This window comes from Phytomonospora endophytica (assembly GCF_014202425.1).
GTDB lineage: Bacteria > Actinomycetota > Actinomycetes > Mycobacteriales > Micromonosporaceae > Phytomonospora > Phytomonospora endophytica.
On the sequence record NZ_JACHGT010000010.1, the window covers coordinates 75,628 to 98,838 of the forward strand.

Sequence of the window (23,211 nt, forward strand, 5' to 3'; positions counted from 1 at the left end):
CCGCGCCCGGCGCGGAGATAACCTGAAACGGTCCCGGGACTTCCACGACCTAGACGGGGGTGCGACCGGCCATGACGGCGCCGAAAAGCCCGGTCCGCCCTGCGGTGATGACCGACGTCGCCAAGCTCGCCGGGGTCTCCCACCAGACCGTGTCGCGGGTCCTCAACGGCAGCTCCAAGGTCCGCGCCGAGACGCGCGAGCGGGTGCTGCGGGCCGTCGACGCCCTCGACTACCGCCCGAACGCCATGGCGCGCGGGCTGGCCAGCCGCCGCTCGAAGATCCTCGGCGTGATCGGTTTCGACACCATCCTGCACGGCCCGGCCTCGACCCTGCTCGGCATCGAGCGGGCCGCCCGGACGGCCGGGTACGGCGTCAGCATCGTCACCGTCGAGCAGGTGGACCGCATCAGCGTCGCCAACGCCGCCGAGACCCTGTCCCGGCAGGGCGTCGACGGTGTCATCGTTATCGCGCCCCAGCTGGCGGCGGCCTCGGCGCTGCGCCACTTCCCGGCCGGGATGGTCGCCGTCGCCGTCGAGGCGGGCCAGGACAGCGGCCTGCCCTCGGCGTCGGTCGACCAGATCGCCGGGGCACGGCTGGCCGTCGAGCACCTCCTCGGTCTCGGCCACCGCACGGTCTGGCACATCGCCGGGCCGGGCAACTGGCTGGAGGCCCGCGACCGGATCGAGGGCTGGCGCAGGACCCTCAACGCCGCCGGGATCGCCGCGCCCGAGCCCGTCGACGGCGACTGGAGCGCCCGCTCGGGCTACCGCGCCGGACTCGAACTGGCCGGGAGGCCCGGCGTCACCGCCGTCTTCGCCGCCAACGACCACATGGCCCTCGGCCTGCTGCGGGCCCTGCACGAGCGCGGGATCCGCGTCCCGGCCGACATCAGCGTCGTCGGCTTCGACGACATCCCCGAGGCCGCGTACCTGTTCCCGCCGCTGACCACGGTCCGGCAGGACTTCGACGAGGTCGGCCGCCGCAGCATGGCGGCCCTGCTGAGCCTCCTCGACGAGCGCGAGGAGGAGTGCGAGGCCGCCGCCGAGCCGATCCAGCCGACCCTCGTCGTGCGTGACAGCACGGCGGCCCCGCCCGCGTCCACGAAGTGACGGCGGGGCGCCTCGCACCCTCCCCGAGCCTTCAGTTCTTCGCCTTGCGCTTGTTGTAGACGTCGAAGGCGACGGCCGCCAGCAGCACCAGTCCCTTGATGATCTGCTGCCAGTCGCTCTCGACGCCGATCATCGACATGCCGTTGTTCATCACGCCCATGACCAGCGCTCCGACGATCGCGCCGACGACCGTACCGATCCCGCCCGAGGCCGAGGCGCCGCCGACGAAGGCGGCGGCGATGGCGTCGAGCTCGAAGTTGACGCCCGCCTTCGGGGTCGCCGCCGAGAGCCGCGCGGCGAAGATCATGCCGGCGAGCGCGGCGAGCGCGCCCATGTTGACGAAGACCCAGAAGGTGTTCTTCTTCGTCTTGACCCCCGACAGCAGCGCGGCCTTCTCGTTGCCGCCGACGGCGTAGATCCGGCGCCCGGCGACCGAGCGGTTCATCATGAAGGAATAGGCCGCGATCAGCGCGATCAGGATGAGGCCCACGACGGGGACGCCCTGGTAGGAGGCCAGGACGTAACCGAACAGCATGACGACCAGCCCGAGCGCGACGAGCTTGGCGACGAACAGCGAGCGCGGTCCGGCGGGCAGCCCGTAGGACCGCCGTCCCTGCCGGGCGCGCAGCTCCGTCCACACCAGCAGCGCCACGGCAGCGACGCCGAGCACGAGCGTCAGCGTGTGCAACGGCCCGACCTTGAGTTGCACGGTGAAGTCACTGATCCCGACGAACTGCACACCCTGGACGTTGCCCAGGTCGGGCAGGAAACCGGCGGCGATGTCGCGGAACGCGTCGGGGAACGGCCCGATCGACTGCCCTTCGAGCAGCAGCTGCGCCAGGCCGCGGAACAGCAGCATCCCGGCCAGCGTGACGATGAAGGCGGGGATCTTGACGTAGGCGATCCAGTAGCCCTGCCACGCGCCGATCAGCGCGCCCAGCGCGATGCCGGCGACCAGCACGAGCCGCCAGTCCCAGTGCCAGTCCACGATCAGGATCCCGGCGATGGCGCCGACCAGCGCGGCGACCGAACCGACCGAGAGGTCGATGTGGCCGTTGATGATGACCAGCATCATCCCGATGGCCAGCACCAGGATGTAGCCGTTCTGCTGGATCACCTGGGTGACGTTGAGCGGGGTGAGCAGCTTGCCCGAGCTGAGCACGGCGAACAGGACCGTGATCAGCACGAGCGCGACGATCATGCCGTACTGGCGGACGTTGCTGCGCAGCGTCTTGCGCAGGGTCTCGGCGACGCCGGTGCGGGCATCGGCGACCTTCTCGGTGATCTGCTCGGGAGGGGTGTCGTCGTCGCCCTTGGAGAGCTTGTCGAGGAGCGTCACGGCGCCACCGTCCCGGCGGGCGTCGCGCTGTCGGTCATCAATCTCATCACGGCCTCCTGAGTGGCCTCTCGACGTGGCAGTTCACCGGTTACGCGGCCCTGGTTCATCGCGTAGACGCGGTCGCACAGGCCGAGCAGTTCGGGTAGTTCCGAGGAGATGACCAGCACGCCCCTGCCCTCGGCGGCGAGCTGGTGGACGATTCCGTAGATCTCGTACTTGGCGCCGACGTCGATGCCGCGCGTCGGCTCGTCGAGGATCAGCAGCTCGGGCTCGGTGAAGATCCACTTCCCGAGCACGACCTTCTGCTGATTCCCACCGGAGAGGTTGCCGGTCTTCTGGAACACCGTGGGCGTCTTGACCCGCAGCCGCTCGCGCAGCCGCTCGGACTCCACGACCTCCCGGTCGAGGTCGATGACCCCGCGTTTCGACACCCGCCGCAGGGCCGCGAGGGTCGTGTTGCGGCGGATGTCCTCATCGAGGAGCAGCCCGAACTGCTTGCGATCCTCGGTGACGTAGGCGATCCCGGCGTCGATGGCCTCACTGACCGTGCGCAGCCGCAGCGCGCGGCCGTTCATCCGGACCTCGCCGCCCACATACGACCCGTAGGAGCGGCCGAAGACGCTCATCGCCAGTTCGGTGCGCCCGGCGCCCATCAGCCCGGCGATCCCGACGATCTCGCCGCGCCGGACGGTCACAGACGCGTCCTTCACGACACGGCGGCCCGCCACCGTCGGATGGTCGACGGTCCAGCCCTCGACCTCGAAGAGGAGCTCGCCGATCTCGGGTTCGCGCGGCGGGAAACGGTGGTCGAGGTCGCGGCCGACCATGCCCTTGATGATCCGGTCCTCGTCGACGGCGCCGGAGCCAGCATCGAGCGTCTCGATGGTGCGGCCGTCGCGCAGGATGGTGATCCGGTCGGCGACGGCGGTGACCTCGTTGAGCTTGTGTGAGATCAGGATCGAGGTGATGCCCTGGTCGCGCAGGGCGCGCAGCAGCGCGAGCAGGCCCGCGCTGTCGGCCTCGTTGAGCGCGGCGGTCGGCTCGTCGAGGATCAGCAGCCGGACCTCCTTGGACAGCGCCTTGGCGATCTCCACCAGCTGCTGCTTGCCGACACCGATCCCCGAGACGGGCGCCTCGGGATCCTCGACGAGACCGACGGCGGCCATCAGCCGCATCGCCTGCCGGTTCGTCTCGCGCCAGTCCACCAGGCCGCGCCCGCCGCGTTCGTTGCCGAGGAAGATGTTCTCCGCGATCGACAGCTGCGGGACCAGCGCCAGTTCCTGGTGGATGATGACGATCCCGGCGGCCTCGCTCTGCCGGATGTCCTTGAAGGCCGCCGGACGCCCGTCGACGACGATCTCACCGGTGTAGGAACCGTGCGGGTACACACCGGAGAGGACTTTCATCAAGGTGGACTTGCCGGCGCCGTTCTCGCCGATCAGGGCGTGGATCTCGCCGCGCCGGACCCGCAGGTCGACGTGGTCGAGGGCCTTGACGCCGGGGAACTCCTTGCCGATCGCGCGCATGTCGAGGATGTGGTCGTCCATCGCGGTCACCCGCCTTTCCCGCCGGGCCGCGGCGGCCCCGGAGAGAGGGAGGGCCGCCGCGGCGTCCTTCAGCCCGTGAGCTGTGCTTCGGTGTAGAAGCCGGTGTCGACCAGGGCCTGCTTGTAGTTGTCCTTGTCGACCGAGACGGGGTCGAGCTGGTTGGTCGGCACGACCTTCTTGCCGTTGTCGTAGGAGGTCGTGTCGTTGACGGTGGCGGGCTTGCCGTTGATGGCCGCGTCGGTCATCGTCACCGCGAGCTTGGCCAGTTCCCGGAGGTCCTTGAAGACCGTCTGCGTCTGCTCGCCGGCGATGATCGACTTGACCGAGGCGAGTTCGGCGTCCTGACCGGTCACGATCGGGAGCTTCTTCGACCCGCTGCCGTAGCCGACGCTCTTGAGCGCCGAGATGATCCCGATGCTGATCCCGTCGTAGGGCGACAGGACGGCGTCGACGTTCTCACTGGAGTAGTTGGCGCTCAGCAGCGTCTCCATCCGCGATTGGGCGGTCGCACCGTCCCAGCGCAGCGTGGTGACCTGGTCCATCGCGGTCTGTCCACTGCGGACGACGAGCTTTTTGGAGTCGAGGTAGGGCTGGAGGACCTGCATGGCGCCGTTGAAGAAGAAGGAGGTGTTGTTGTCGTCGGCCGAACCGGCGAACAGCTCGATGTTGAACGGGCCCTCGCCGTCGGCGAGCTTCAGCTTCTCCTCGATGTAGGACGCCTGCAGCACACCGACCTTGAGGTTGTCGAAGGTCGCGTAGTAATCGACGTTCTCCGTCTCGCGGATCAGGCGGTCGTAGGCGATCACCGGGATCTTGGCGTCCTTGGCCTGCTGGAGGACGGCGGTGAAGGACTTGTTGTCCACCGCCGCGATCAGCAGTGCCTGCACACCCTTGGTGATCATGTTCTCGACCTGCGACACCTGCGTCTCGATGACGTCCTCGGCGAACTGAAGGTCGGTGGTGTAGCCGAGCGCGGTGAACTCCTTGACGAGGTTGTCGCCGTCGTAGACCCAGCGTTCGGAGGACTTCGTCGGCATCGCGATGCCGATCGTGCCCTTCTTCGGGGCCTCACCGGCGCCGTCACCGTCGTCGGCGGACTCTACCGAGCAGGCCGACGTGGCCAGCAGTGCGCCGAGCCCGGCGACCCCGGCGAGGAGGCCGCGTCTGTTGATGGTGGTCATGTTCCACAACTCCTTCGTTGCGTCGGTGCCTAGACCTGGACGAACTCGATGCCGGCCAGCTCGCAGAAGACCCGCCAGTCGGCGGCGTGGTGACCCAGGTTCATGACCTGGTGGTGTGGTCCGCCGGCGCGCAGCCAGCCGTCCATGCAGGCCCGCACCCCACTGGCGGGCCGGAACTGCCCGTAGGGCATTTCGAGGGCCGGGAGCGGCCGTGCGTCGAGGACCTCGCCTTCGGCGACGACGAGCCGGAAACGCTCGCCGCCGAGGGAGACGAGGCAGGCCAGCGTCGCCGGGCCGGGCCGGTAGCGGAAGAGGAAGGTCGGCGGCTCGGCGAGTTTGCCGATGCCCAGTTCGCGGCGGATCAGCCGGACCGGCTCGTCGGTGCGGGCGACCTTCCAGTTGCCCTCGCCCATGTGGCTCATGAGGATCGAGTCGGAGGGGAAGTCCATCGCGTACATCTCGGTGAAGTGGCCGTCGCCGAGGAGCCGGTGCCCGGCGTAGACCATCGCGGCGGCCATGGCGTCGCCTTCGGCGCCGTAGCCGTAGCCCTTGGCCATCAGCGTCGAGGCGGCGGCGAGTGGCAGGCGCGCGAAGCGCCCGTCCTCGCCGATGGCGTCGAAGTGCGTGGAGTAGGCGCCGTAGCCGCGGTCGACGAGGATCCGCTCGATCGCGATCTGCATGCGGGCGTGGTCCTCGCGCTCCTCGGCCGTCAGCGCCGGGTCGATGTCGAAACGCTCGTCCTCCCAGGCGATCAGCTCGGCGACCTCGTCCGCCGGGACGTCACCGGTTCCGCGCCACAGGTCGCCGGGCGCGACGAAACCGATCTCGGGCCCCAGGGCCCGCAGGAGCGCGTTCTCGTCGACGCGGATGTCGCCCATGTCGTTCATGGCGTAGCCGAAGACGCCGACCTTGAGCGAGCGCCACGCGGTGACCGCCCGCGCGGCCCGAGCCCATCGCCCGACGCGTTCGGCGAAGGCCGGGGCACGCCAGTCCTCGGTGATGACGTCGAAGGGCCGGTCGGCGCGGACCATCGCGTTGGCGGTGTCCTGCGCGCCGTGGATGCCCTGGTTGTAGGTCATGTCGGCCATGTCCCAGGCCGGTGTCACGTGCGGATCGGGCTGGATGTTGGCCAGGCACACCGGGAGCCGGTTCTCGTTGAACAGGCGGGCCACGCGCATCGCCGGGCCGTAGGTGAGCATCACGACCAGGACGCCGTCGAGGTCGGCGTTGACGAACTCCCGCATCACCGACTCGGCGTCCGCGCGGCCTTTCACCGGCGCCCCGACCACCCAGTCGGCGACCTCACCGAGGCGCGCGGCGACGTCGTGGGCGTAACCGTCCTGGCGCTCGGTGATGCCGGGGATCATGTGGTCGTAGAGGGCCTGCGTGATGCCCAGAATCCCGATGCGCGGTTTCACTTCTGCCATGTCTTCGAGGGCTCCTCAGTGTTGGCCGTAGACGTTGCGGTACCGGTCGTGCAGGCTGTCCACATCGGACTGCGCGATCCCGGTGGGCTCGCCGAGCTGGCGGGACAGGTGCACGGTGCGGGCGACGTCCTCGCACATCACGGCGGCCTTGACCGCGGCCGTGGCGTCGGCGCCGATGGTGAAGACCCCGTGGTTGCGCATGAGGACCGCCGGTGAGCGGTGGCCGGCCAAGGTAGCCACGATCCCCTTGCCGATGTCGTCGCCGCCGATCAGCGCGAAGGGCCCGGCCGGGATCTCCCCGCCGAACTCGTCGGCCATCGCCGTGAGCACGCACGGGATCGCCTCACCGCGCGCCGCCCACGCCGTGGCGTAGGTCGAGTGGGTGTGCACGACCCCGCCCACCTCGGGCATGTGCCGGTAGACGTAGGCGTGCGCGGCGGTGTCGCTCGACGGCGACAGCTCCCCTTCGACGAGCCTCCCGTCGAGGTCGCACACGACCATCGACTCCGGGGTCAGCGCGGCATAGGAGACGCCGCTGGGTTTGATGACGAACAGGTCGGCGCCCAAGACGCGCGCCGAGACGTTCCCGGCGGTCCAGGCCACCAGGCCCCAGGTGATCAGTTCGCGGTGCAGGTCGGCGAGTTCGGCGCGCAGCCGGGACACGGTCGCGGAGGTCATGCCTTCTGGGCCTCGTTTCTGATGCGGCGGAGGCGGTGCAGGACGTCGCTGCCGCCCCGCCCGAAGTGGTCGTGGAGCCGCCGGTACTCGGCGTAGAGCGCGTCGTAGGCCGCGGCCCGCTCGGGGTCGGGGAGGTAGGCGCCGGAGTGGACGCGGCCCATCGCCGCCGAGGCGGCGTGCACGTCGGGGTACGCGTCGGCGGCCACGGCGGCGTGGATCGCCGAGCCGAGCGCCGGTCCCTGTTCGGATCCGATGACCGACAGGGGCTTTCCGGTCACGTCGGCGTAGATCCGCATCAGCAGCGGGTTGCGCAGCAGCCCACCGGCGATGACCAGCTCCTCGACCGGCACCCCGGCGGCCTCGAAGGCCTCGATGATCGTGCGGGTCCCGAAGGCCGTCGCCTCCAGCAGCGCCAGGTAGACGTCCTCGGGACGGGTCGCCAGGGTCAGCCCGACGATCACGCCGGACAACTCGTGGTCGACCAAGACCGAGCGGTTGCCGTTGTGCCAGTCGAGCGCGACGAGACCGTGCTCGCCGACGCGCCGCCCGGCGGCGAGTTCGCTGAGGTGCTCGTGGGCGGAGCGGCCGAGTCGTGCGGCCTCCTCGGTGTAGGAGGCGGGCAGCGAGGTCTCGGTGAACCACGCGAAGATGTCGCCGACGCCGCTCTGCCCGGCCTCGTATCCCCAGGCGCCGGTGACGATCCCGTCCGCGACGACCCCGCACATGCCGGGGATCTCGGCGGGTCCCTCCCCGTTCATGACGTGGCAGGTGGAGGTGCCCATGATCGCGACCATGCGGCCCGGTGCGAGCGCCTTGGCGGCGGGCACGGTGACGTGGGCGTCGACGTTCCCGACGGCCACGGCGATCCCGGCGGGCAGGCCGGTCCACGCGGCGGCCTCCGCGGAGAGTCCACCGGCGCGGGCGCCCTGCGGGGACAGCGGGAAGGCGAGTTTGCCGGTGACGAAGTCGCCGAAGCCGGGGTGCAGGGCGGCGAGGTAGTCCTCATCGGGCCAGGCGCCGTCCTGGTGGACGCCCTTGTACCCGGCGACGCAGACTCCGCGGTTCTCGGCCCCGGTCAGCCGCCACACGATCCAGTCGGCGGCCTCGATCCACCGCTCGGCGCGCGCGTAGAGCTCGGGGTCCTCCTCCAGTAGCTGGAGTCCTTTCGCGAACTGCCATTCGGCCGAGACCTTCCCGCCGTAGCGGCCGATCCACGGCTCGCCGCGCTGGTGGGCGAGGGCGTTGATGCGCTCGGCCTGGTCCTGGGCGGCGTGGTGCTTCCACAGCTTCGGGTAGGCGTGCGGCCGGTCGGCGTACTCGGGAAGGAGGCACAGGGGCGTCCCGTCGGTGAGCGTCGGCAGGACCGTCGAGGCGGTGAAGTCGGTGGCGATGCCGATGACCTCGCGCGGATCGACACCGGCGTCGGCGATCGCGGCCGGCACGGCCGTGCGCAGGACGTCGACGTAGTCGCGCGGGTCCTGGAGCGCCCAGTCCGGCGGCAGCGCCCGGCCGCTCGCCGGGAGAACCCGGTCGATGACCCCGTGGGCGTAGTCGCTCACGCCGGTGCCGAGTTCGGTCCCGTCGGCGACCCGGACGACCAGCGCCCGTCCGGAGAGGGTGCCGAAGTCGACTCCGACGACGTAGCGGTCGCTTGTCATGCGCGCCTTCCTTCACGGGCGGCCGCACCGGGCGGGGCGGTGCTCGCCCGGACGGTGAGGGTGGGGACGGTCGAGACGTGCCGGTGGCCGGGTGCCCGGCCTTCCAGCTGCTCCAGCAGCAGGGCGAGGCCCTGGCGGCCGATCTCGGCGAAGTCCTGCCGGACGGTCGTCAGCGGGGGAGTGAAGTAGGCCGACTCGGGGGCGTCGTCGAAGCCGACGACGCTGACCTCGCCCGGCACGGGCACGCCCGCCTCGTGCAGCGCGAGCAGCGCGCCGAGGGCCATCAGGTCGTTGCCGGCGAACAGCGCGGTCAGGCCTGGACGGGCGAGGAGCCGGCCGGTCGCGGCGTATCCGGACTTCGCCGTCCAGTCGCCGCGCTCGACGGGCGGCACCGGGCGGGCGGCGGCTTCGAGGGCGTCGCGCCAGCCGCGTTCGCGTTCGGGGGCCTCGTACCAGTCGGCGGGACCGGCGATGTGCGCGACGGTCTCGTGGCCGAGGGCGAGGAGGTGCTCGACGGCCTGGCGTGCGCCGAGGTACTGGTCGACGGCGGCGGTCGGAATGGTGCCGCTGCATCCTTCGACGGCGACGATCGGGACGTCGGGCACGTGCGTGAGGGCGTTCATCGTGGCGATGTGCGGGATGATCGCGACGATCCCGGCGACGGCCTGGCCGGTGAGGAAGTCGGCGGCCTCGCCGAGCGCGCGGGCCGTCAGGTCCGGGAGATGGACGATGCTGACGGCGTATCCGGCGTCGCGGGCGCTGCGTTCGACCGCGGTGAGCACCGAGACCGGACCGTAGAAGGCGGTGTCCATGGAGATCACGCCGAGCAGCCGGGTCCGGCCGGTGACCAGCGCCCGCGCGGCCACGTTCGGCCGGTAGGCCAGCGACTCCATCGCCTTGAGCACGCGCTCGCGGGTGTGGTCCCGGACGGCGGGGTGGCCGTTGATGACGCGGGAGACGGTGGTGTGGGAGACCCCGGCGAGGCGGGCGACGTCGGCCATCACCGCGGGTCGGACGTCGGGGCGTCCGTGCGGGGGCTCGATGTCGACCATGGTTCTCCGGTTCGCTGTCAGACGGCGGTGTTAGCGCTCACATTGTTAACGCGAACATTCGTCGTGTGTCAAGAAGGTGTTGGTGAGGTTTCCAGGCGCAGCATGGATCCGCGCCCTCGAAATGAGGTGCAAAGTGGATCAAACAACCGTCGAAGGTATGCAACGAATCGGTAACGGGGGTGTTCAGTCGTCCAACCCCTCGGTTGGATGTGAGCGTTCACCGGACTCGTGCGCGGCAAGGTTCCCCGCGCACGGAAACGGCCACCGCCGAACGGGTCCCGGCCCGTTCGGCGGTGGCCGCCTTCAACGTGCGCTCAGCAGCGCCCGAGGTCCTCCCAGACGCCCGTCCAGCCCGGCTCGGAACCCTGGCTCCACCACTTGGAGCGCCACAGGTGGGCGCCGTCGCCGGACGGCGGTCCGGCGGGGTCGCCGTACTTGCTGCGTTCGTGGACGACCAGTGAGCCGCCCTGGTAGACGCTCCCGAAGCTCCACCGGGGAGCGTCGTCGCAGTCGGTCGGCTGACCCGTCGGCGACGTGGTCGGCGAGGTCGTCGCCGTCGGGGACGGCCCGGTGCAGGGACCGCCGCTGTCGACGGTGTCCAGGAAGGCCGTGCCCGCCTGCCGGTAGGCGGCCGCCTTCGCCGTCACCTGGGCGGGCGAGAAGACCCCGCCTTTGGCGTAGTACACCCAGTCGACCTGCTCCACATAGGTGCTCGCCGCGCCGGTGTGGCCCGCGGTGTCGATGAACCACAGGTTGAAGTTGATCGTCATCGTCTGCCGTGGGTAGTACTTCCCGGAGTGGTCGCCGACCAGGACCCCGTCGATGTAGTACTTCACGTGCCCGCCGGAGACCTGCGCGACCAGGTCGTGCCAGCCGTTGAAGCTCTGGTACTGCTGCGAATGCACGTTGTCGGCGAACCACGGATCGGCGCGGTAGGTGTACCAGGTCGTCTGGTAGTTCACCGGCCCCTGCTCACCCCAGCCGCCGTTGGGCAGGTACTCGGTGAAGTCGAGCTCGCTGTAGGTCGGGTCGAGATCGCCGTTGAGCGGGCTGATCGTGAAGAAGGTCTGGACGATGTGGTCGCCGTCGGCGCCCGAGGCGGGCGTGTCGGCGAAGCGGATCCGGCTGGCGTAGGTGCCCTCGAAATAGCGCTTCCGGCTCGTGTAGAGCTCCGCCTGCCGGGTTCCGGCGCCGGTGCCGTCGGTGCTCGCCGACATCTGCATGATCCCGTTCGACGGGAAGGTGATCTGCGCCGGCGACCAGGTCGCGCCCGGGACGCCGGGGCCGCCGGCGTAGGAACGGGGGACCCAGCCGTGCGCGCTGAGCGCGGGATCGCTCGCGGACGTGTAGTTGAAGTCGTCGAAGAGGGTGCCGCATTCGGCGGCGGCCGCGGGTTCGCCGGCCACGGCGGTGGTCATGGCGACGCCGGTCAGGGACGCGGCGATTAAGACCGCGGCGAGGCCGAGGGTGCCGGATCGGTTGCTGCGTAAGGGTGACATGGGGGAGTCCTCACGGTTGGGGACGGTCGGGCCGCGCCGGTGCGGCCCGTGGCTTGGAGCGGCCGGGTTCGGCGACGCGATGGGCGGCGACGGCTCGGACGGTGACCTGGAGGGCTTCGGCGGTGCGCTCGTAGGTGCGCTGCGCGACGGCGATGTAGATGAGGTCGAGGACCAGCAGCTGGGAATGCAGCGCCGACAGGGCCGCCAGCCGGAAGGTCGTCTCGTGCACCGAGGTGGTGAGCACGACGTCGGCGACCTCGGCCAGCGGCGAACGGCCGAAGGACGTGACCGCGACGGTGAGCGCGCCGTGGTCGGCGGCCTCCGAGAGCGTCTCGATGACCTCGCGGGTGCGGCCCGAATGGGACAGTCCGAAGGCGACGTCGCCGGGCCCGAGGAGGGCGGCGTTGGTCAGCGCGCTGTGCGAGTCGGGCCGGAACCAGACCGGGACGCGGATGCGTTCGAGGCGGAAGGCCATCTCGCGCCCGGCCGTGCCGCTGCTGCCCATGCCGAACAGCTCGACGCGACTCGCGCCCGCGACGGCCTCGGCGACCCGCTCCACGGCCGCGGTGTCGACGCTCGCGGCGGTCGCCTGAATGGCGCGCGTGTCGGCGGTGGCGACGACGTCGAGGACGCGGTCCATCGAGTCGCCGGGAGCGATGTCGGCGCTGATGTCGGTGCGCCAGCGGGCCTGCTCGGCGCGGCCGGTCTCGGTGGCGATGGCGACGCGGAGTTTGGCGTAGCCGGTGAAGCCGAGCAGGCGGCTGAAGCGGGTGACCGTCGCCGTCGACGTGCCCGCGCGCTCGGCGAGGTCGACGATCCCGGCGTTGGCGGCGGCCTCGGGGGCGTCGGTGATGATCCGCGCGATCCGCGCCATCGCCTCGGGCATCGTCGGGCCTTCGATGCGCAGCCTGCCGAGGAGTCCGCCGCTCATGACGGTCATTCCTTTCATTGATGCATCGAGATGATGAAAATAAGTTACATCTGGAAAGGAACCTGGTCAACGCCTCGTGAACATGCTTCGATCGCGGCATGGAACTCGTCCTCGGCGTCGACGCCGGCGGAACGGCGACCCGAGCGGTCGCCGCGACCCGCGCCGGCCACGTCGTCGGCCGGGGCGCGGCCGGACCCGGAAACCCCATCGCCGTCGGCAATCACGCCGCCGCCGACGCCCTGGCCACCGCCGTCGGCGAAGCCCTGTCCGGCCAGGACGCCTCCCTGGTCACCTCCGCCGCCGTCGCCCTGGCCGGAGCCGCCCGCCTGGAGGATCCCACCGCCGTCGCCGTCTACGCCTCCCGCTGGTCGGCCCTCGGACTCACCTGCGACATGCCCGTCGTCCCCGACGTGATCACGGCCTTCACCGCCGCCACCCCGTCACCCGACGGGACCGTCCTCATCGCCGGAACCGGCGCCGTCGCCGCCCGGATCACCTCCTGGCGCGTCACCCGCACCGCCGACGGCCACGGCTGGTTACTCGGCGACGAGGGATCGGGACTCTGGCTCGGCCTGACCGCCGTCCGGCGCGTCGCGCGGATCTGGACCCGCGCCACCTTCGAACCCCGGGCACTGCCCGCCATCGTCGGCCTCGTCGCCGCGCACGCCGACGCCCCCACCGCCGACGCACTCGTCGACTGGGCGCACCAGGTGCCGCGCAGCCGGATCGCCGCGCTCGCCCCCGCCGTCTGCGCCTCCGCCGACGACGGCGACCCCGACTGCCGGGCGATCGTCGCCGAAGCCGCCACCCGCCTCCTCGCGACCCTCGACGAACTCGGCTCCCCACCAGGCCCGGTCGTGCTCGCCGGCGGACTGCTCACCGCCGACACCGCCGTCCGCCGCGCCCTGCTCGAAGCCCTCGCACGCCGCCGAACCCCGACCCTCACCGGCCACGACGCCGCCATCGGCGCGGCCTGGCTCGCGGCCCGCGCGACCGGCGACCCCGACGGCGGGCGGGGGCTGCACGCGGCGCTGCTCACCCCGCCAGCCGCTCCACCACCAACATCCCCCCGATGACCACCATCGCCGCACCCGACACCCGGCCGAGCCCGCGAGCGCCGGCCGGGCGGGCGCGCAGCACCGTCCGGGCGAGCAGGCCCATGCCGGTGTGGAACACCGCGCAGGTGAGCGCGAAAGCGAGGCCGAGGACGGCGATCTGAGCGGCGACCGGCCAGTCGGCGGCCGGGTCGGTGAACGGCGGCAGCAGCGCCACGAAGATGAGCAGCTCCTTGGGGTTGAGACCGCTCACCCTCACCGCATGACCGAATCGGGCCGAGCGGGTTCCCGGAGCGCCCCGCACGCCCCCGCGACCGGCCATAGACTGCCCTTGATCCAAGTCCTCGTGACCGCGCGCCTTCGGCGCCAAGGGACACGAGGACGGGAGGGGCGGACGTGGGACCTGAGTCAGCGCGCGAAGACGAGGGCGAACCTCGACACACGAGGGAGCTGCCGTCTGCCGAAGCCCTGCGGCTGCTCGCCGGGGCTTCGTACGGACGGATCGTGTTCACCCTCGACGCGACGCCGACGCTCCGCGTCGTGAACCACGTCGTCGACGACGGCCGCATCGTCTTCCGCACCCATCCGGCCGGCGGGATCGCCGCGGGCCTCGCGCCTTTCGAGAACGCCGTGGTCGCCTTCGAGGCCGACCAGATCGACGCCGCGACCCGCCTCGGCTGGACCGCGATCGCCACCGGCCCGGCACGACCGGTCACCGACGTCGACGAGCTGGTCAAGTACACGCGCCTGCTCGCACCCTGGGCGGCCGGGCCCAGGCACGCCGTCATCGCCATCGAGCCGCGGACCGTGACCGGAATGCGCCTGGAATGACCGGCGCGGCGTTTCAGCCGTGAAGCAGGTCCTCCACGACCGGCCGCCCTCGGCGTGGATCAAAGCGCACACCAGACCGCACAACGCGCGAAAAGGATCAACCCGGGACAACCATTCGCGGCGCCCACGGGGTTATCTCGGAGGCGGGCCGACCGGCCCGCGCCGACTCACCTCGAAGGCGGAACACATGCGCAAGCGGATCCTGCCCCTCATCGCCACGACCGCCGCCGCACTCGCGGCGACCATCGCGACGGCCACACCGGCCCACGCCGGGACCAACGGCGACGCCTCCACCATCGCCGGTTCCGGCTTCACGTACAACGCCGGCTCGGTGTTCTTCGCCCACGACGGTGAGATCTTCTACGTCGAGGACAACCACGCCGACGGTGCGGGCGTCATCGCCTACTGGTGGATCGGCAACACCTACCAGGGCGAGATGTACAACGGCCTGGGCGGCGACACCAGCAAGCCGTTCAACAAGTCCGTCACCGACGGCCTGAAGGTGCGTTTCCAGATCTGCGTCACCGACAACGGCGACGTCAAGACCAGCACCTGCTCACCGATCGCGAGCGCCATCGCCTGACCCGGCGGGCACGGGGGCGTCCGCCGGGGCGCCCCCACCGCCGCGGCTAAGCCCCCGACCGCAGGGTGATCAGCGAGATCTCACTCGGCGCGAACACCCGCAGCGGCGGACCCCAGAACCCCGCGCCCCGGCTGGTGTAGAGCTGCGTGCGCTCACCGTGCCGGCTGAGTCCGGCCAGCGCGGGCTGGTCGAGCTTGACGAGCAGGTGGAAGGGCCAGATCTGGCCGCCGTGCGTGTGCCCCGACAACTGGAGGTCGACGCCGTGCCTCACGGCGTCGGTGATCTGCTTGGGCTGGTGGGCGAGCAGCAGGACCGGCAGTTCGGGGTCGGCTCCCGACAGGGCCGCGCCCAGGTCGGCGCCGTGGCCGGGGCTGCCGGAGGAGCGGGCGGTGTAGTCGTCGATCCCGGCGAGGATGAGCCGGTCGCCGCCGCGTTCGACGACGGTGTGCCGGTTGTGCAGCGAGCGCCAGCCGAGTTCGGTCATGTGGTCGAGCCAGCTCTGCCCGCCGCGGCCGATGTACTCGTGGTTGCCGGTCACGTAACCGCGCGCCAGGCGCGCGTCGATGTCGCCGAGCGGCGCGGCCTGTTCGCGGCGGGCATCGACGGTGCCGTCGGCGATGTCGCCGGTGTGGACCACGATGTCGGCGTCGAGTTCGTTGACGACGCCGGTCACCGCGCGGGACCAGGCGGCACGGTCGATGGGCCCGTAGTGGGTGTCGGTGAGCAGGACGACGCGCGTCCCGTCGAGGCCCGGGCCGAGGCGCGGGACGGTGATCTCCACACGCTTCACGCGCGGCACCCGCATCGCCTCGGTGTAGCCCCACACCGACAGCGCCGCGGAGATCGCGAGCACGCCGACCGACATGACCCGCCCCGCGACGGCCGCGTCGGCCCCGGCGAGCAGCGCCACGAGGTAGGCGAGGTTCCCCAGCACCGACCAGGTGAACACCACCCACACCACGCCGAGCGTGGTGTCGGCGACGCGGGCGGGACCGTCGAGGCCGCGGAAGTGGCCCAGGAACATCAGGACGGGGAACGCCGCCAGGGCCGCCACCGCGAGAACCGTCCCGGCGGCGGTCACGGGCGCGGGCCAGTCGGCGGCCAGGACGATCGTCCACCACGGCAGCCCGAACAGCAGCCCGAGGACCAGCACGAGCGTGCCGGTGAACAGCAGTGGCCGCAGCGCGCTGCGGCGGGTGGTCGGGACCGCGGTGTCGGTTGACATGTACGCCCTTTCGGCAGAGTCTCCCCGAAGGGGCAACCGCCGCGACCCGGCGGGCATTCCCGCGCGGACCTAGACTTGCGCGATGAACGCAGGCCGACGGGAGCCGACCGTGGCGCACATCGCGGCGCTGGCCAGGGTGTCGGCGCCGACGGTGTCACGCGTCATCAACGGCCACGCCGGCGTCGCCCCCGACACCCGCCGCCGGGTCGAGGAGGTCCTCCGCGAGCACGGCTACCGTGGGCCGCGCGCCGAGCCCGCGGCGGTCGTCGAACTCGTCTTCCACGCCCTGGAGAGCCACTGGGCGCTGGAGATCATCCGCGGGGTCGAGCACGGCGCCCGCACGCACGGGCTCGCCGTCCTGCTCACCGAGATGCAGGGCCGCCTGACGCCCGAGAAGGCCTGGACCGAGCAGATCCTGGCCCGCCGCCCGACCGGCGTGATCGCCGTCTTCTCCGAGCTGACAGCGGGACAGCAGTCGCGCCTGGCGACCCGCGCGATCCCGCTGGTCGTCATCGACCCGACCGGCGAACCGCTGCACGAGACGCCCTCGGTCGGCGCGACGAACTGGACCGGCGGTCTCTCGGCGACCCGGCACCTCCTTGCCCTCGGCCACCGCCGCGTCGCGGCCGTCGCCGGGCCGGGCGCGTGGCCGTGCTGCCGGGCGCGTCTCGACGGCTACCGCGCCGCCATGGACGAGGCGGGCGTGCCGGCGCTCGTCCGCGAGGACGTCTTGTACGTCGAAGGCGGAAGACGCGCGGCGGAGGAACTTCTGGCGCTGCCCGAACCGCCCACGGCGATCGTGTGCGCCAACGACCTCCAGGCGATGGGCGTCTACCAGGCGGCACGCGCGGCGAGCGTGCGCATTCCCGAGGATCTGAGCGTCGTCGGCTTCGACGACCTCCCGTTCACCGCCTGGGCCGGACCTCCCCTGACGACCGTCCGGCAGCCCCTGGCGCGCATGGGCGAGACCGCCGTCGGGCTGATCGCCGAACTGGCCCGGGGCCGGCGCCCGGCCGAGACACGCGTCGAACTGGGCACGACGCTCGTCCTCCGGGAGAGCACCGGGCCTTGCCCGTAGAAACATTTCAGAGGAGGATGTGAAACATTTCCGGTCCGCTTCTCGCCGGACGTGTTGGGCGCCCGGCCGACGAACGGGAGTTTCCATGCACCGCCTCACCATGTCCTTACGCGGCCTGCTCGCCGCCGTCCTGCTGACCACCGGACTCGTCACCGCACTGCCCGCGCCCGCCTCGGCGGCGTCCCTCACCGAGATCACCGGCTTCGGCGCCAACCCCACCGGCCTGCGCATGCACCTCTACGTCCCCGACTCGGTCACGGCCCGCCCGGCCGTCCTCGTCGCGATCCACTACTGCACCGGCTCGGGTCCGGCGTTCTACTCCGGCACCGAGTTCGCCCGGCTCGCCGACCAGCGCGGTTTCATCGTCATCTATCCCTCGGCGACCCGTTCCGGGCAGTGCTTCGACGTCTCCTCGCCCGGAGCGCTGCGCCACGACGGCAACAGCGACCCGGTCGGGATCGTGTCGATGGTGAACTACGTCCTCCAGCGCCACAACGCCGATCCGGCGCGGGTCTACGCCGCCGGGGCCTCCTCGGGCGCCATGATGACCAACGTCCTGCTCGGGGACTATCCGGACGTGTTCAAGGCGGGCGCGGCCTTCATGGGCGTGCCTTTCGGCTGCTTCGCCACCACCGACGGCTCGAGCTGGAACAGCGCCTGCGCCAACGGGCAGATCAGCAAGACCCCGCAGGCGTGGGGCGACCTCGCGCGCGGTGCCTACCCGGGCTACACCGGTGCCCGGCCGCGCATGCAGCTGTGGCACGGCGCGCTCGACGACATCCTGCGCTACCCGAACCTCGCCGAAGAGATCAAGCAGTGGACCAACGTCCACGGCGTGAGCCAGACACCGTCCTATACGGACAGTCCGCAGGCGAACTGGACCCGCACCCGCTACGGCTCGGCGGGGACGACCGCGCCGGTCGAGGCGATCTCCATCAGCGACCTGGGCCACAACCTGCCGCAGGGCGGGATGGCCGCGATGGCGCTGGCCTTCTTCGGCCTCGACGGCGGCACCACCCCGCCGCCGACCGGGCCGTGCCGCGTCGCCTACACGGTCAACGCCTGGAACACCGGTCTGACCGCGAGCGTCACGATCACCAACACGAGCACGACGCCCGTCAACGGCTGGTCGCTGGTCTTCACCCTCCCCGGTGGACAGACCATCACCTCGGGCTGGAACGCCTCCTACAGCCCGGCCAGCGGGCAGGTCACCGCCCGCAACGCCTCCTACAACGCGGCGATCGCGCCGGGTGCCTCGGTCGGGATCGGCTTCCAGGCAACGCACACCGGCGGCACGGGTGAACCGGCCGCCTTCACCCTCAACGCAACCGCCTGCGCGGTCGTCTGAGCGCGCGCCGCGCCCGTCCCTCGTGGAGGGACGGGCGCGCCGGTTCAGCGGGTCCACTCGTCGTGCAGTCCCGGCAGGACGATCGCGAGAAGATAGACGCCGCCGACGATCCACATCGCACCGGAGAGTCCGGCCAGGGCGATGACGCCCCCGCCGAGCAGTCCGCCGAAGGGGATGCCCGACCAGCCCACCGCGCTGGTGAGGGTCTTCACCCGGCCGAGGAGCCCGGCGGGGACGCGCTCGTAGATCACGGCGCCGATGATCGGGTTGACGAACCCCGATCCCAGTCCGCCAAGGGCGAACACGGCCAGCACGGCCGGGAGCGGCAGGCCGAGGGCGAGGGCGGCGAAACGCGGCACACCGCCCACGGTGATGCCGATGAGGTAGACGGCCCGGCGGGGGAGCCGGTCACCGATCGCGGCGGCGGCGAGGCTGGCCACGATGGACGTCGCGGCGAAGACGCTCACGACGAGCCCGATCGTCTCCGGCCCGTGCCCGGCCTGCTTGGCCCACACCGGGAGCAGCACCGCCATGAAGGCCTGGTCGAGCATGTTGGTCATGGCGGTCATCCCGGTGATGGACCGCAGCAGCCCTTCGTCGCGCAGGAAGCGCGCGCCTTCCCGGAAGCGCTTGAGGTAGCTCTCGCCGAGCTCGCGTTCGGCCGGGGGATCGGGCAGCGTCACGCCGACGATGAGCGCGCCGACGGCGAGGAGCGCCGCGGCCATCCACAGCGCGTGGACGCCGCCGAAGTAGGCGATGACCACGCCGGCGATCGCCGGTCCGATGATCGTGGCGGTCCGCTCTATCGCACCGGTCAGGCCCGCGACGCGTTCCAGCGGAACCCGCGCCTGCTTCGCCACGGTGGGCACGAAGACGGCCTTGGCGACGTTGGACGGCCCGTCGGCGGCGCCGGCGACGGCGACCAGCACGGCCAGCGCCCACAGCGGGAGCGTGTCGAGCAGGTACAGCAGGGGGACGGTGGCGAGGGCGGCCGTGGCGATCAGGTCGCAGACGATGCTGACCCGGCGCGGCCCGACGCGGTCGATCAGCGGTCCGGCCAGCAGCTGCACGACGACATAGGGCGCGGTCTGGGCGAAGGCGACGATGCCCGTGCTGGTCGCCGAACCCGTCGCGGAGAGCACGAACCAGGGCAGCGCGATCGACATCAGCCGGGTCGCCGACCAGGCCGAGGCGTTGGCGGCGAGGACGCCGACAAGGCCGCGGACGGAGCGGCGGACGGTGCGGCGCTCGGTGAGGACGGCGGTCATCGCCCGGCGTCGCCGAGGTCGGGGAACATCTGGAGCTGGACGGTGACGCGTGCGGTTCCGTCGGCGGCCGACCGCAGGGGCGCGGCGTCGGCGGAGTACCGGCGCAGGACGGCGTGCAGTTCGGCGCCCAGTTCGGCGGCCGCCTCGGCCGTCAGGCGGAGCGCGTAGTCGCTGAGGTCGAAGGCCGCCCGCCAGGTCACCGGCAGGGCCGGCAGCGCGTCGACGGCGGCCTGCATGTCCTCGGACTGGACGCGTGCCACCGAGCGCAGGTAGGCGACACCGAGGCCGGTGTCGTCGGACAGCGAGTCCTCCTCGGGCGGGGCCGTGCTGTCCTGCGCGGCCTTCCACCAGCGCTCCCGGCGGTTACCGCGTTCGGGATCGTCGGCGACGAAGCCGTGCTCGGCCAGCTGGCGCAGGTGGTAGCTGGTGGCGCCGCTGTTGAGGCCGAGCCGGGCGGCGAGGGCCGTGGCGGTCGTGGGGCCGTCGGTGCGCAGCAGCGCGAGGATGCGCACGCGGGTGGGGTGGGCGACGCCCGCGAGGTTTCTGGACGCGGTGTGGGCGGGCAGCGGGGTGTCGGTCATGAAGGGAAGCCTAGCAACCGCAAAGACCTTTGCATAGAGCTTTGCAAAGGTCTTTGCAATTACCGGCCGAAGGTTCAGGCCCCCGTCCGCACCTCCAGACAGCACGCCACGAAGTCCCGCACCACCGCATCGGCGTCCCCGGCGGCCGTCCACGCGACCCCGACCCGCGTCGGCTCGACACCGTCGACCGGCAGGTACGTGATCCCGGGCCGCGCGTAGAAGCGCGCCGCCGACTCGGGCGCCAGCGCGACGCCGTCGCCGTTGGCGATGGCGCTGAGCCAGGCGTCGGGCTGGTCGGTGACCGCACCGACCACCGGCGGACGCCCACCGCGCCGCTCGCTCGCCAGCCAGAAGTCACGCCACGCACCGGTCTCGACGGGCGCGGCCACGAAAGGCTCGTCGAGCAGCTCGGCGAAGTCGACCCGGTCACGGGCGGCGAGCGGATGCGCCGAGTGCACCGCCAGCAGCCTCGGCTCACTGAACAGCTCCTCGACCCGCAACCCGTCCTGGCCGGGAAAGGGCAGGCGCACGAGCGCGGCGCCCACCCCGCCACCGGCGAGCCCGGCGGTCGGATCGCCCCACGAGGACTGCACCATCTCGACCCGCCAGTCCGGCCGCCGCTCCCGGAAGGCGACGATGATCCTCCGCGTGGCCTCATTGGCGGCACTGGCGAGGAAACCCACCCGCAGCACCCGCGACGCCCGGCCCGCCGCCCGCCGTGTCTCAGCGGCCACCTCGTCCCATCCGGCCAGCAACTCCGGAACCCGTGCCGCCAAGGCCCTTCCCGCCTCCGTCAGTGCCATCCCGGCCCGCGAACGGGTGAACAGCACCGCCCCCAGTGCTCGCTCCAGCTGCCGGATCTGCTTGGTCAGCGTCGGCTGCGACACGAACAGCCGCTCGGCCGCCCGGCTCAGATTCCCCTCGTCGGCCACAGCGGCGAAATAACGCAGCAGGCGCGTGTCCACATCCATGCCGCCAGGCTATAGAAGCAGGTATTGGACAGGACGAGGACACCTTCGCAGACTGGTCGGCATGTACACCGCCTACGTGATCGTCACCGTCGTCACGATCGGCCTTAACACCTTCGAGGCCCTCGCCGCCTTCGTGCACGCGAAGTTCATGCTCGCCAACGCCGAACGCGTCGGCGTCCCCCGCTCCTGGCTCATCCCGCTCGGCCTGGCCAAAGGCGCCGGAGCCGTCGGCCTGCTCCTCGGCCTCCTCGGCGTCGAACCCCTCGGGATCGCCGCCGCCGTCGGCCTCGTCCTCTTCTACATCGGCGCGATCATCGCCCACATCCGCGCCCGCGCCCTGGCCAGCATCCCCTTCCCCGCGTTCTTCCTCGCCACCGCCATCGCCTCCCTCGCACTACTGCTCCTGACCTGAAATCGCACTAGCATCGGTCCCGACCACCACCCCCGACGCTTGGGAGACGCCGATGACCGCGTTCGACGAGGTTTCCGACTGGATCACCCGGCGACTGCCGGACCTGCTCACCGAGCACAAGGTCGTCGGCGCTGCCGTGGCCGTGCTCGCCGACGGGCGCGTCGTCGAGGCGGCCGCGGGCTCGGCCAACCTCCGCGCGGGAATCCCGGCGACCACCGACACGCTCTTCCAGATCGGGTCGGTGACCAAGATCTGGACCACGACGCTCATCATGCGCCTGGTCGACGAAGGCCTCGTCGAACTCGACGCGTCGGTCGTGAAGTATCTGCCGGAGTTCCGCACCGCCGAGCCCGACACCTCCGCGCGCGTCACCGTCCGGCAGCTGCTCAGCCACACCTCCGGCTTCGAAGGCGACGTCTTCAAGGACACCGGCCCCGGCGACGACGCCGTCGCCCGCTTCATCGCCGAGATCCTCCCCTCGGTCGCCCAGACCCTCCCGCCGGGCGTGATGTTCTCCTACAACAACGCCGGCTTCTGCGTCCTCGGCCGCATCGTCGAGGTCGTGCGCGGCACGACCTGGTCGGCGGCGATCCACGGCGAAATCGCCGGACCGCTCGGTATCCGCGTGGCCACCGGCCCCGGCGAGGCGATCCTGCACCGCGCCGCCGTCGGCCACATCGAACCCGAGCCGGACGCCGCACCCGAGGTCGCCGCCGTCTGGGGCCTGCCCGCCTCCAACGGCCCCGCCGGAGCGATGCTGTCGACCTCCGCCCGCGAACTGCTCGCCTTCGCCCGGATGCACCTCGACGGCGGGGTCACCCCCCACGGCACACGGCTGCTGTCGGAGGAGTCGGTGCTGCGGACGCGCGTTCCCGAAGCCGAGATCCCGCGCCGCTCCCTCCTGCCGGGCCGACTCGGACTCGGCTGGCACCTCTACGACCTGCCCGGCGGCGAGGTCATCGGCCACGACGGCAACACGATCGGGCAGTCGGCCTTCATGCGCCTGGTCCCCGGCAAGGGCATCGCGGTCGTCCTGCTCACCAACGGCGGCGACGCCGTCGGCCTGTACCGGAAGATCTTCGGCCGTGTGCTGGGCGAGCTGGCCGGGATGGAGCTGCCGCCACCGCTGGTGAGGCCGGAGAAGCCCGTACCCGTCGCGAACGTCGAGCGCTACACCGGCTCCTACGAGTCGAGTCTCCAGCGCTTCGACGTCACCGCGGCAGACGGCCGACTGTGGATGGAGACCACGATCGGGCCCGACCTGGCCGACCTGAGCCCGGCCCCGCCCCGGCGCGAACTGCTGCATGTCGAAGACGACCTGTTCGTCGGTGTCACCGGCGACGACGACCAGGGGATGCCGCTCGTCTTCGTGGAGTCCACAGCCGACGGACGGGCCGCGTACCTGCACAACCACCGCGCCAACCCGCGCGTGGCATAG

Annotated in this window: 22 protein-coding genes; 8 read left to right on the top strand and 14 right to left on the bottom strand. The window is 71.5% G+C overall.

The features are described 5' to 3' along the window. Window positions 1–107 precede the first annotated feature (107 nt). The gene (locus tag HNR73_RS22775; protein ID WP_184789623.1) at window positions 108–1,109 is read left to right on the top strand and encodes a LacI family DNA-binding transcriptional regulator; all 1,002 of its coding nucleotides are present in this window, start codon (window positions 108–110) and stop codon (window positions 1,107–1,109) included. Window positions 1,110–1,140: 31 nt separating this feature from the next. Here HNR73_RS22775 and mmsB read toward each other — a convergent pair whose 3' ends face one another. The 9 genes from mmsB to HNR73_RS22820 all read right to left on the bottom strand — a co-directional run bounded on the left by mmsB (window position 1,141) and on the right by HNR73_RS22820 (window position 12,430). Then, window positions 1,141–2,448 carry a multiple monosaccharide ABC transporter permease gene (mmsB, locus tag HNR73_RS22780; protein ID WP_239122214.1) on the bottom strand — a complete coding sequence of 436 codons (1,308 nt, stop codon included), beginning with the start codon at window positions 2,446–2,448 and terminating at the stop codon, window positions 1,141–1,143. Further along, window positions 2,445–3,995: a multiple monosaccharide ABC transporter ATP-binding protein gene (gene mmsA / locus HNR73_RS22785; RefSeq protein ID WP_184789624.1), complete on the bottom strand. Its 1,551-nt coding sequence runs from the start codon at window positions 3,993–3,995 to the stop codon at window positions 2,445–2,447. Before mmsA ends, mmsB begins: the two co-directional genes overlap by 4 nt. A gap of 68 nt (window positions 3,996–4,063) precedes the next feature. Continuing rightward, on the bottom strand, window positions 4,064–5,176 hold the full coding sequence (chvE, locus tag HNR73_RS22790; RefSeq protein ID WP_184789625.1) for a multiple monosaccharide ABC transporter substrate-binding protein: 1,113 nt from the start codon (window positions 5,174–5,176) through the stop codon (window positions 4,064–4,066). A gap of 29 nt (window positions 5,177–5,205) precedes the next feature. Further along, window positions 5,206–6,603, bottom strand: a complete 1,398-nt coding sequence (locus HNR73_RS22795; RefSeq protein WP_184789626.1) for an L-fucose/L-arabinose isomerase family protein — start codon at window positions 6,601–6,603, stop codon at window positions 5,206–5,208. Window positions 6,604–6,618: 15 nt separating this feature from the next. Further along, window positions 6,619–7,281, bottom strand: coding sequence for an L-ribulose-5-phosphate 4-epimerase (locus HNR73_RS22800; RefSeq protein ID WP_184789627.1), 663 nt, complete (start codon window positions 7,279–7,281; stop codon window positions 6,619–6,621). Next, complete coding sequence (gene araB / locus HNR73_RS22805) at window positions 7,278–8,939, bottom strand: ribulokinase (protein WP_184789628.1); 1,662 nt, start codon at window positions 8,937–8,939, stop codon at window positions 7,278–7,280. Before araB ends, HNR73_RS22800 begins: the two co-directional genes overlap by 4 nt. Next, window positions 8,936–9,991, bottom strand: a complete 1,056-nt coding sequence (locus HNR73_RS22810) for a LacI family DNA-binding transcriptional regulator (protein ID WP_184789629.1) — start codon at window positions 9,989–9,991, stop codon at window positions 8,936–8,938. Before HNR73_RS22810 ends, araB begins: the two co-directional genes overlap by 4 nt. A 314-nt stretch (window positions 9,992–10,305) precedes the next feature. Then, a complete protein-coding gene (locus HNR73_RS22815; protein WP_184789630.1) occupies window positions 10,306–11,490 on the bottom strand; it encodes a glycosyl hydrolase in 1,185 nt (394 codons plus the stop codon). 10 nt (window positions 11,491–11,500) lie between these two features. Beyond that, window positions 11,501–12,430, bottom strand: a complete 930-nt coding sequence (locus HNR73_RS22820) for a MurR/RpiR family transcriptional regulator (RefSeq protein WP_184789631.1) — start codon at window positions 12,428–12,430, stop codon at window positions 11,501–11,503. Between the two features lie 89 nt (window positions 12,431–12,519). Here HNR73_RS22820 and HNR73_RS22825 point away from each other — a divergent pair, with 89 nt between their 5' ends. Continuing rightward, window positions 12,520–13,497 (top strand): N-acetylglucosamine kinase, encoded by a 978-nt coding sequence (locus tag HNR73_RS22825; RefSeq protein ID WP_184789632.1) that lies wholly within the window; start codon window positions 12,520–12,522, stop codon window positions 13,495–13,497. On the opposite strand, the gene HNR73_RS22830 is transcribed toward HNR73_RS22825, so the two are convergent. Beyond that, window positions 13,457–13,729 (bottom strand): hypothetical protein, encoded by a 273-nt coding sequence (locus HNR73_RS22830; RefSeq protein ID WP_203686485.1) that lies wholly within the window; start codon window positions 13,727–13,729, stop codon window positions 13,457–13,459. The genes HNR73_RS22825 and HNR73_RS22830 overlap by 41 nt on opposite strands. A gap of 143 nt (window positions 13,730–13,872) precedes the next feature. On the opposite strand from HNR73_RS22830, the gene HNR73_RS22835 reads away from it, so the two are divergent. Next, a complete protein-coding gene (locus tag HNR73_RS22835) occupies window positions 13,873–14,307 on the top strand; it encodes a pyridoxamine 5'-phosphate oxidase family protein (protein WP_184789634.1) in 435 nt (144 codons plus the stop codon). Window positions 14,308–14,494: 187 nt separating this feature from the next. Further along, the gene (locus HNR73_RS22840) at window positions 14,495–14,890 is read left to right on the top strand and encodes a hypothetical protein (protein WP_184789635.1); all 396 of its coding nucleotides are present in this window, start codon (window positions 14,495–14,497) and stop codon (window positions 14,888–14,890) included. A gap of 46 nt (window positions 14,891–14,936) precedes the next feature. Here the strand turns inward: HNR73_RS22840 and HNR73_RS22845 are convergent, their stop codons facing one another. Then, the gene (locus tag HNR73_RS22845) at window positions 14,937–16,115 is read right to left on the bottom strand and encodes a metallophosphoesterase (protein WP_184789636.1); all 1,179 of its coding nucleotides are present in this window, start codon (window positions 16,113–16,115) and stop codon (window positions 14,937–14,939) included. Between the two features lie 82 nt (window positions 16,116–16,197). Between HNR73_RS22845 and HNR73_RS22850 the strand changes: the two genes are divergently transcribed. Then, the gene (locus HNR73_RS22850; protein WP_184789637.1) at window positions 16,198–17,193 is read left to right on the top strand and encodes a LacI family DNA-binding transcriptional regulator; all 996 of its coding nucleotides are present in this window, start codon (window positions 16,198–16,200) and stop codon (window positions 17,191–17,193) included. Window positions 17,194–17,278: 85 nt separating this feature from the next. Then, window positions 17,279–18,541 (top strand): extracellular catalytic domain type 1 short-chain-length polyhydroxyalkanoate depolymerase, encoded by a 1,263-nt coding sequence (locus HNR73_RS22855; RefSeq protein ID WP_184789638.1) that lies wholly within the window; start codon window positions 17,279–17,281, stop codon window positions 18,539–18,541. A 44-nt stretch (window positions 18,542–18,585) separates the two neighbouring features. Here the strand turns inward: HNR73_RS22855 and HNR73_RS22860 are convergent, their stop codons facing one another. The 3 genes from HNR73_RS22860 to HNR73_RS22870 all read right to left on the bottom strand — a co-directional run bounded on the left by HNR73_RS22860 (window position 18,586) and on the right by HNR73_RS22870 (window position 21,361). Then, complete coding sequence (locus HNR73_RS22860) at window positions 18,586–19,809, bottom strand: MFS transporter (protein ID WP_184789639.1); 1,224 nt, start codon at window positions 19,807–19,809, stop codon at window positions 18,586–18,588. Then, the gene (locus HNR73_RS22865) at window positions 19,806–20,390 is read right to left on the bottom strand and encodes an ArsR/SmtB family transcription factor (RefSeq protein ID WP_184789640.1); all 585 of its coding nucleotides are present in this window, start codon (window positions 20,388–20,390) and stop codon (window positions 19,806–19,808) included. The genes HNR73_RS22860 and HNR73_RS22865 overlap by 4 nt, the downstream gene beginning before the upstream one ends. A gap of 74 nt (window positions 20,391–20,464) precedes the next feature. Beyond that, complete coding sequence (locus HNR73_RS22870) at window positions 20,465–21,361, bottom strand: LysR family transcriptional regulator (RefSeq protein ID WP_184789641.1); 897 nt, start codon at window positions 21,359–21,361, stop codon at window positions 20,465–20,467. 61 nt (window positions 21,362–21,422) lie between these two features. On the opposite strand from HNR73_RS22870, the gene HNR73_RS22875 reads away from it, so the two are divergent. Together HNR73_RS22875 and HNR73_RS22880 are read left to right on the top strand one after the other, a co-directional pair. After that, window positions 21,423–21,773 carry a DoxX family protein gene (locus HNR73_RS22875; protein WP_184789642.1) on the top strand — a complete coding sequence of 117 codons (351 nt, stop codon included), beginning with the start codon at window positions 21,423–21,425 and terminating at the stop codon, window positions 21,771–21,773. 52 nt (window positions 21,774–21,825) lie between these two features. Then, window positions 21,826–23,211 (top strand): serine hydrolase, encoded by a 1,386-nt coding sequence (locus HNR73_RS22880; protein ID WP_184789643.1) that lies wholly within the window; start codon window positions 21,826–21,828, stop codon window positions 23,209–23,211.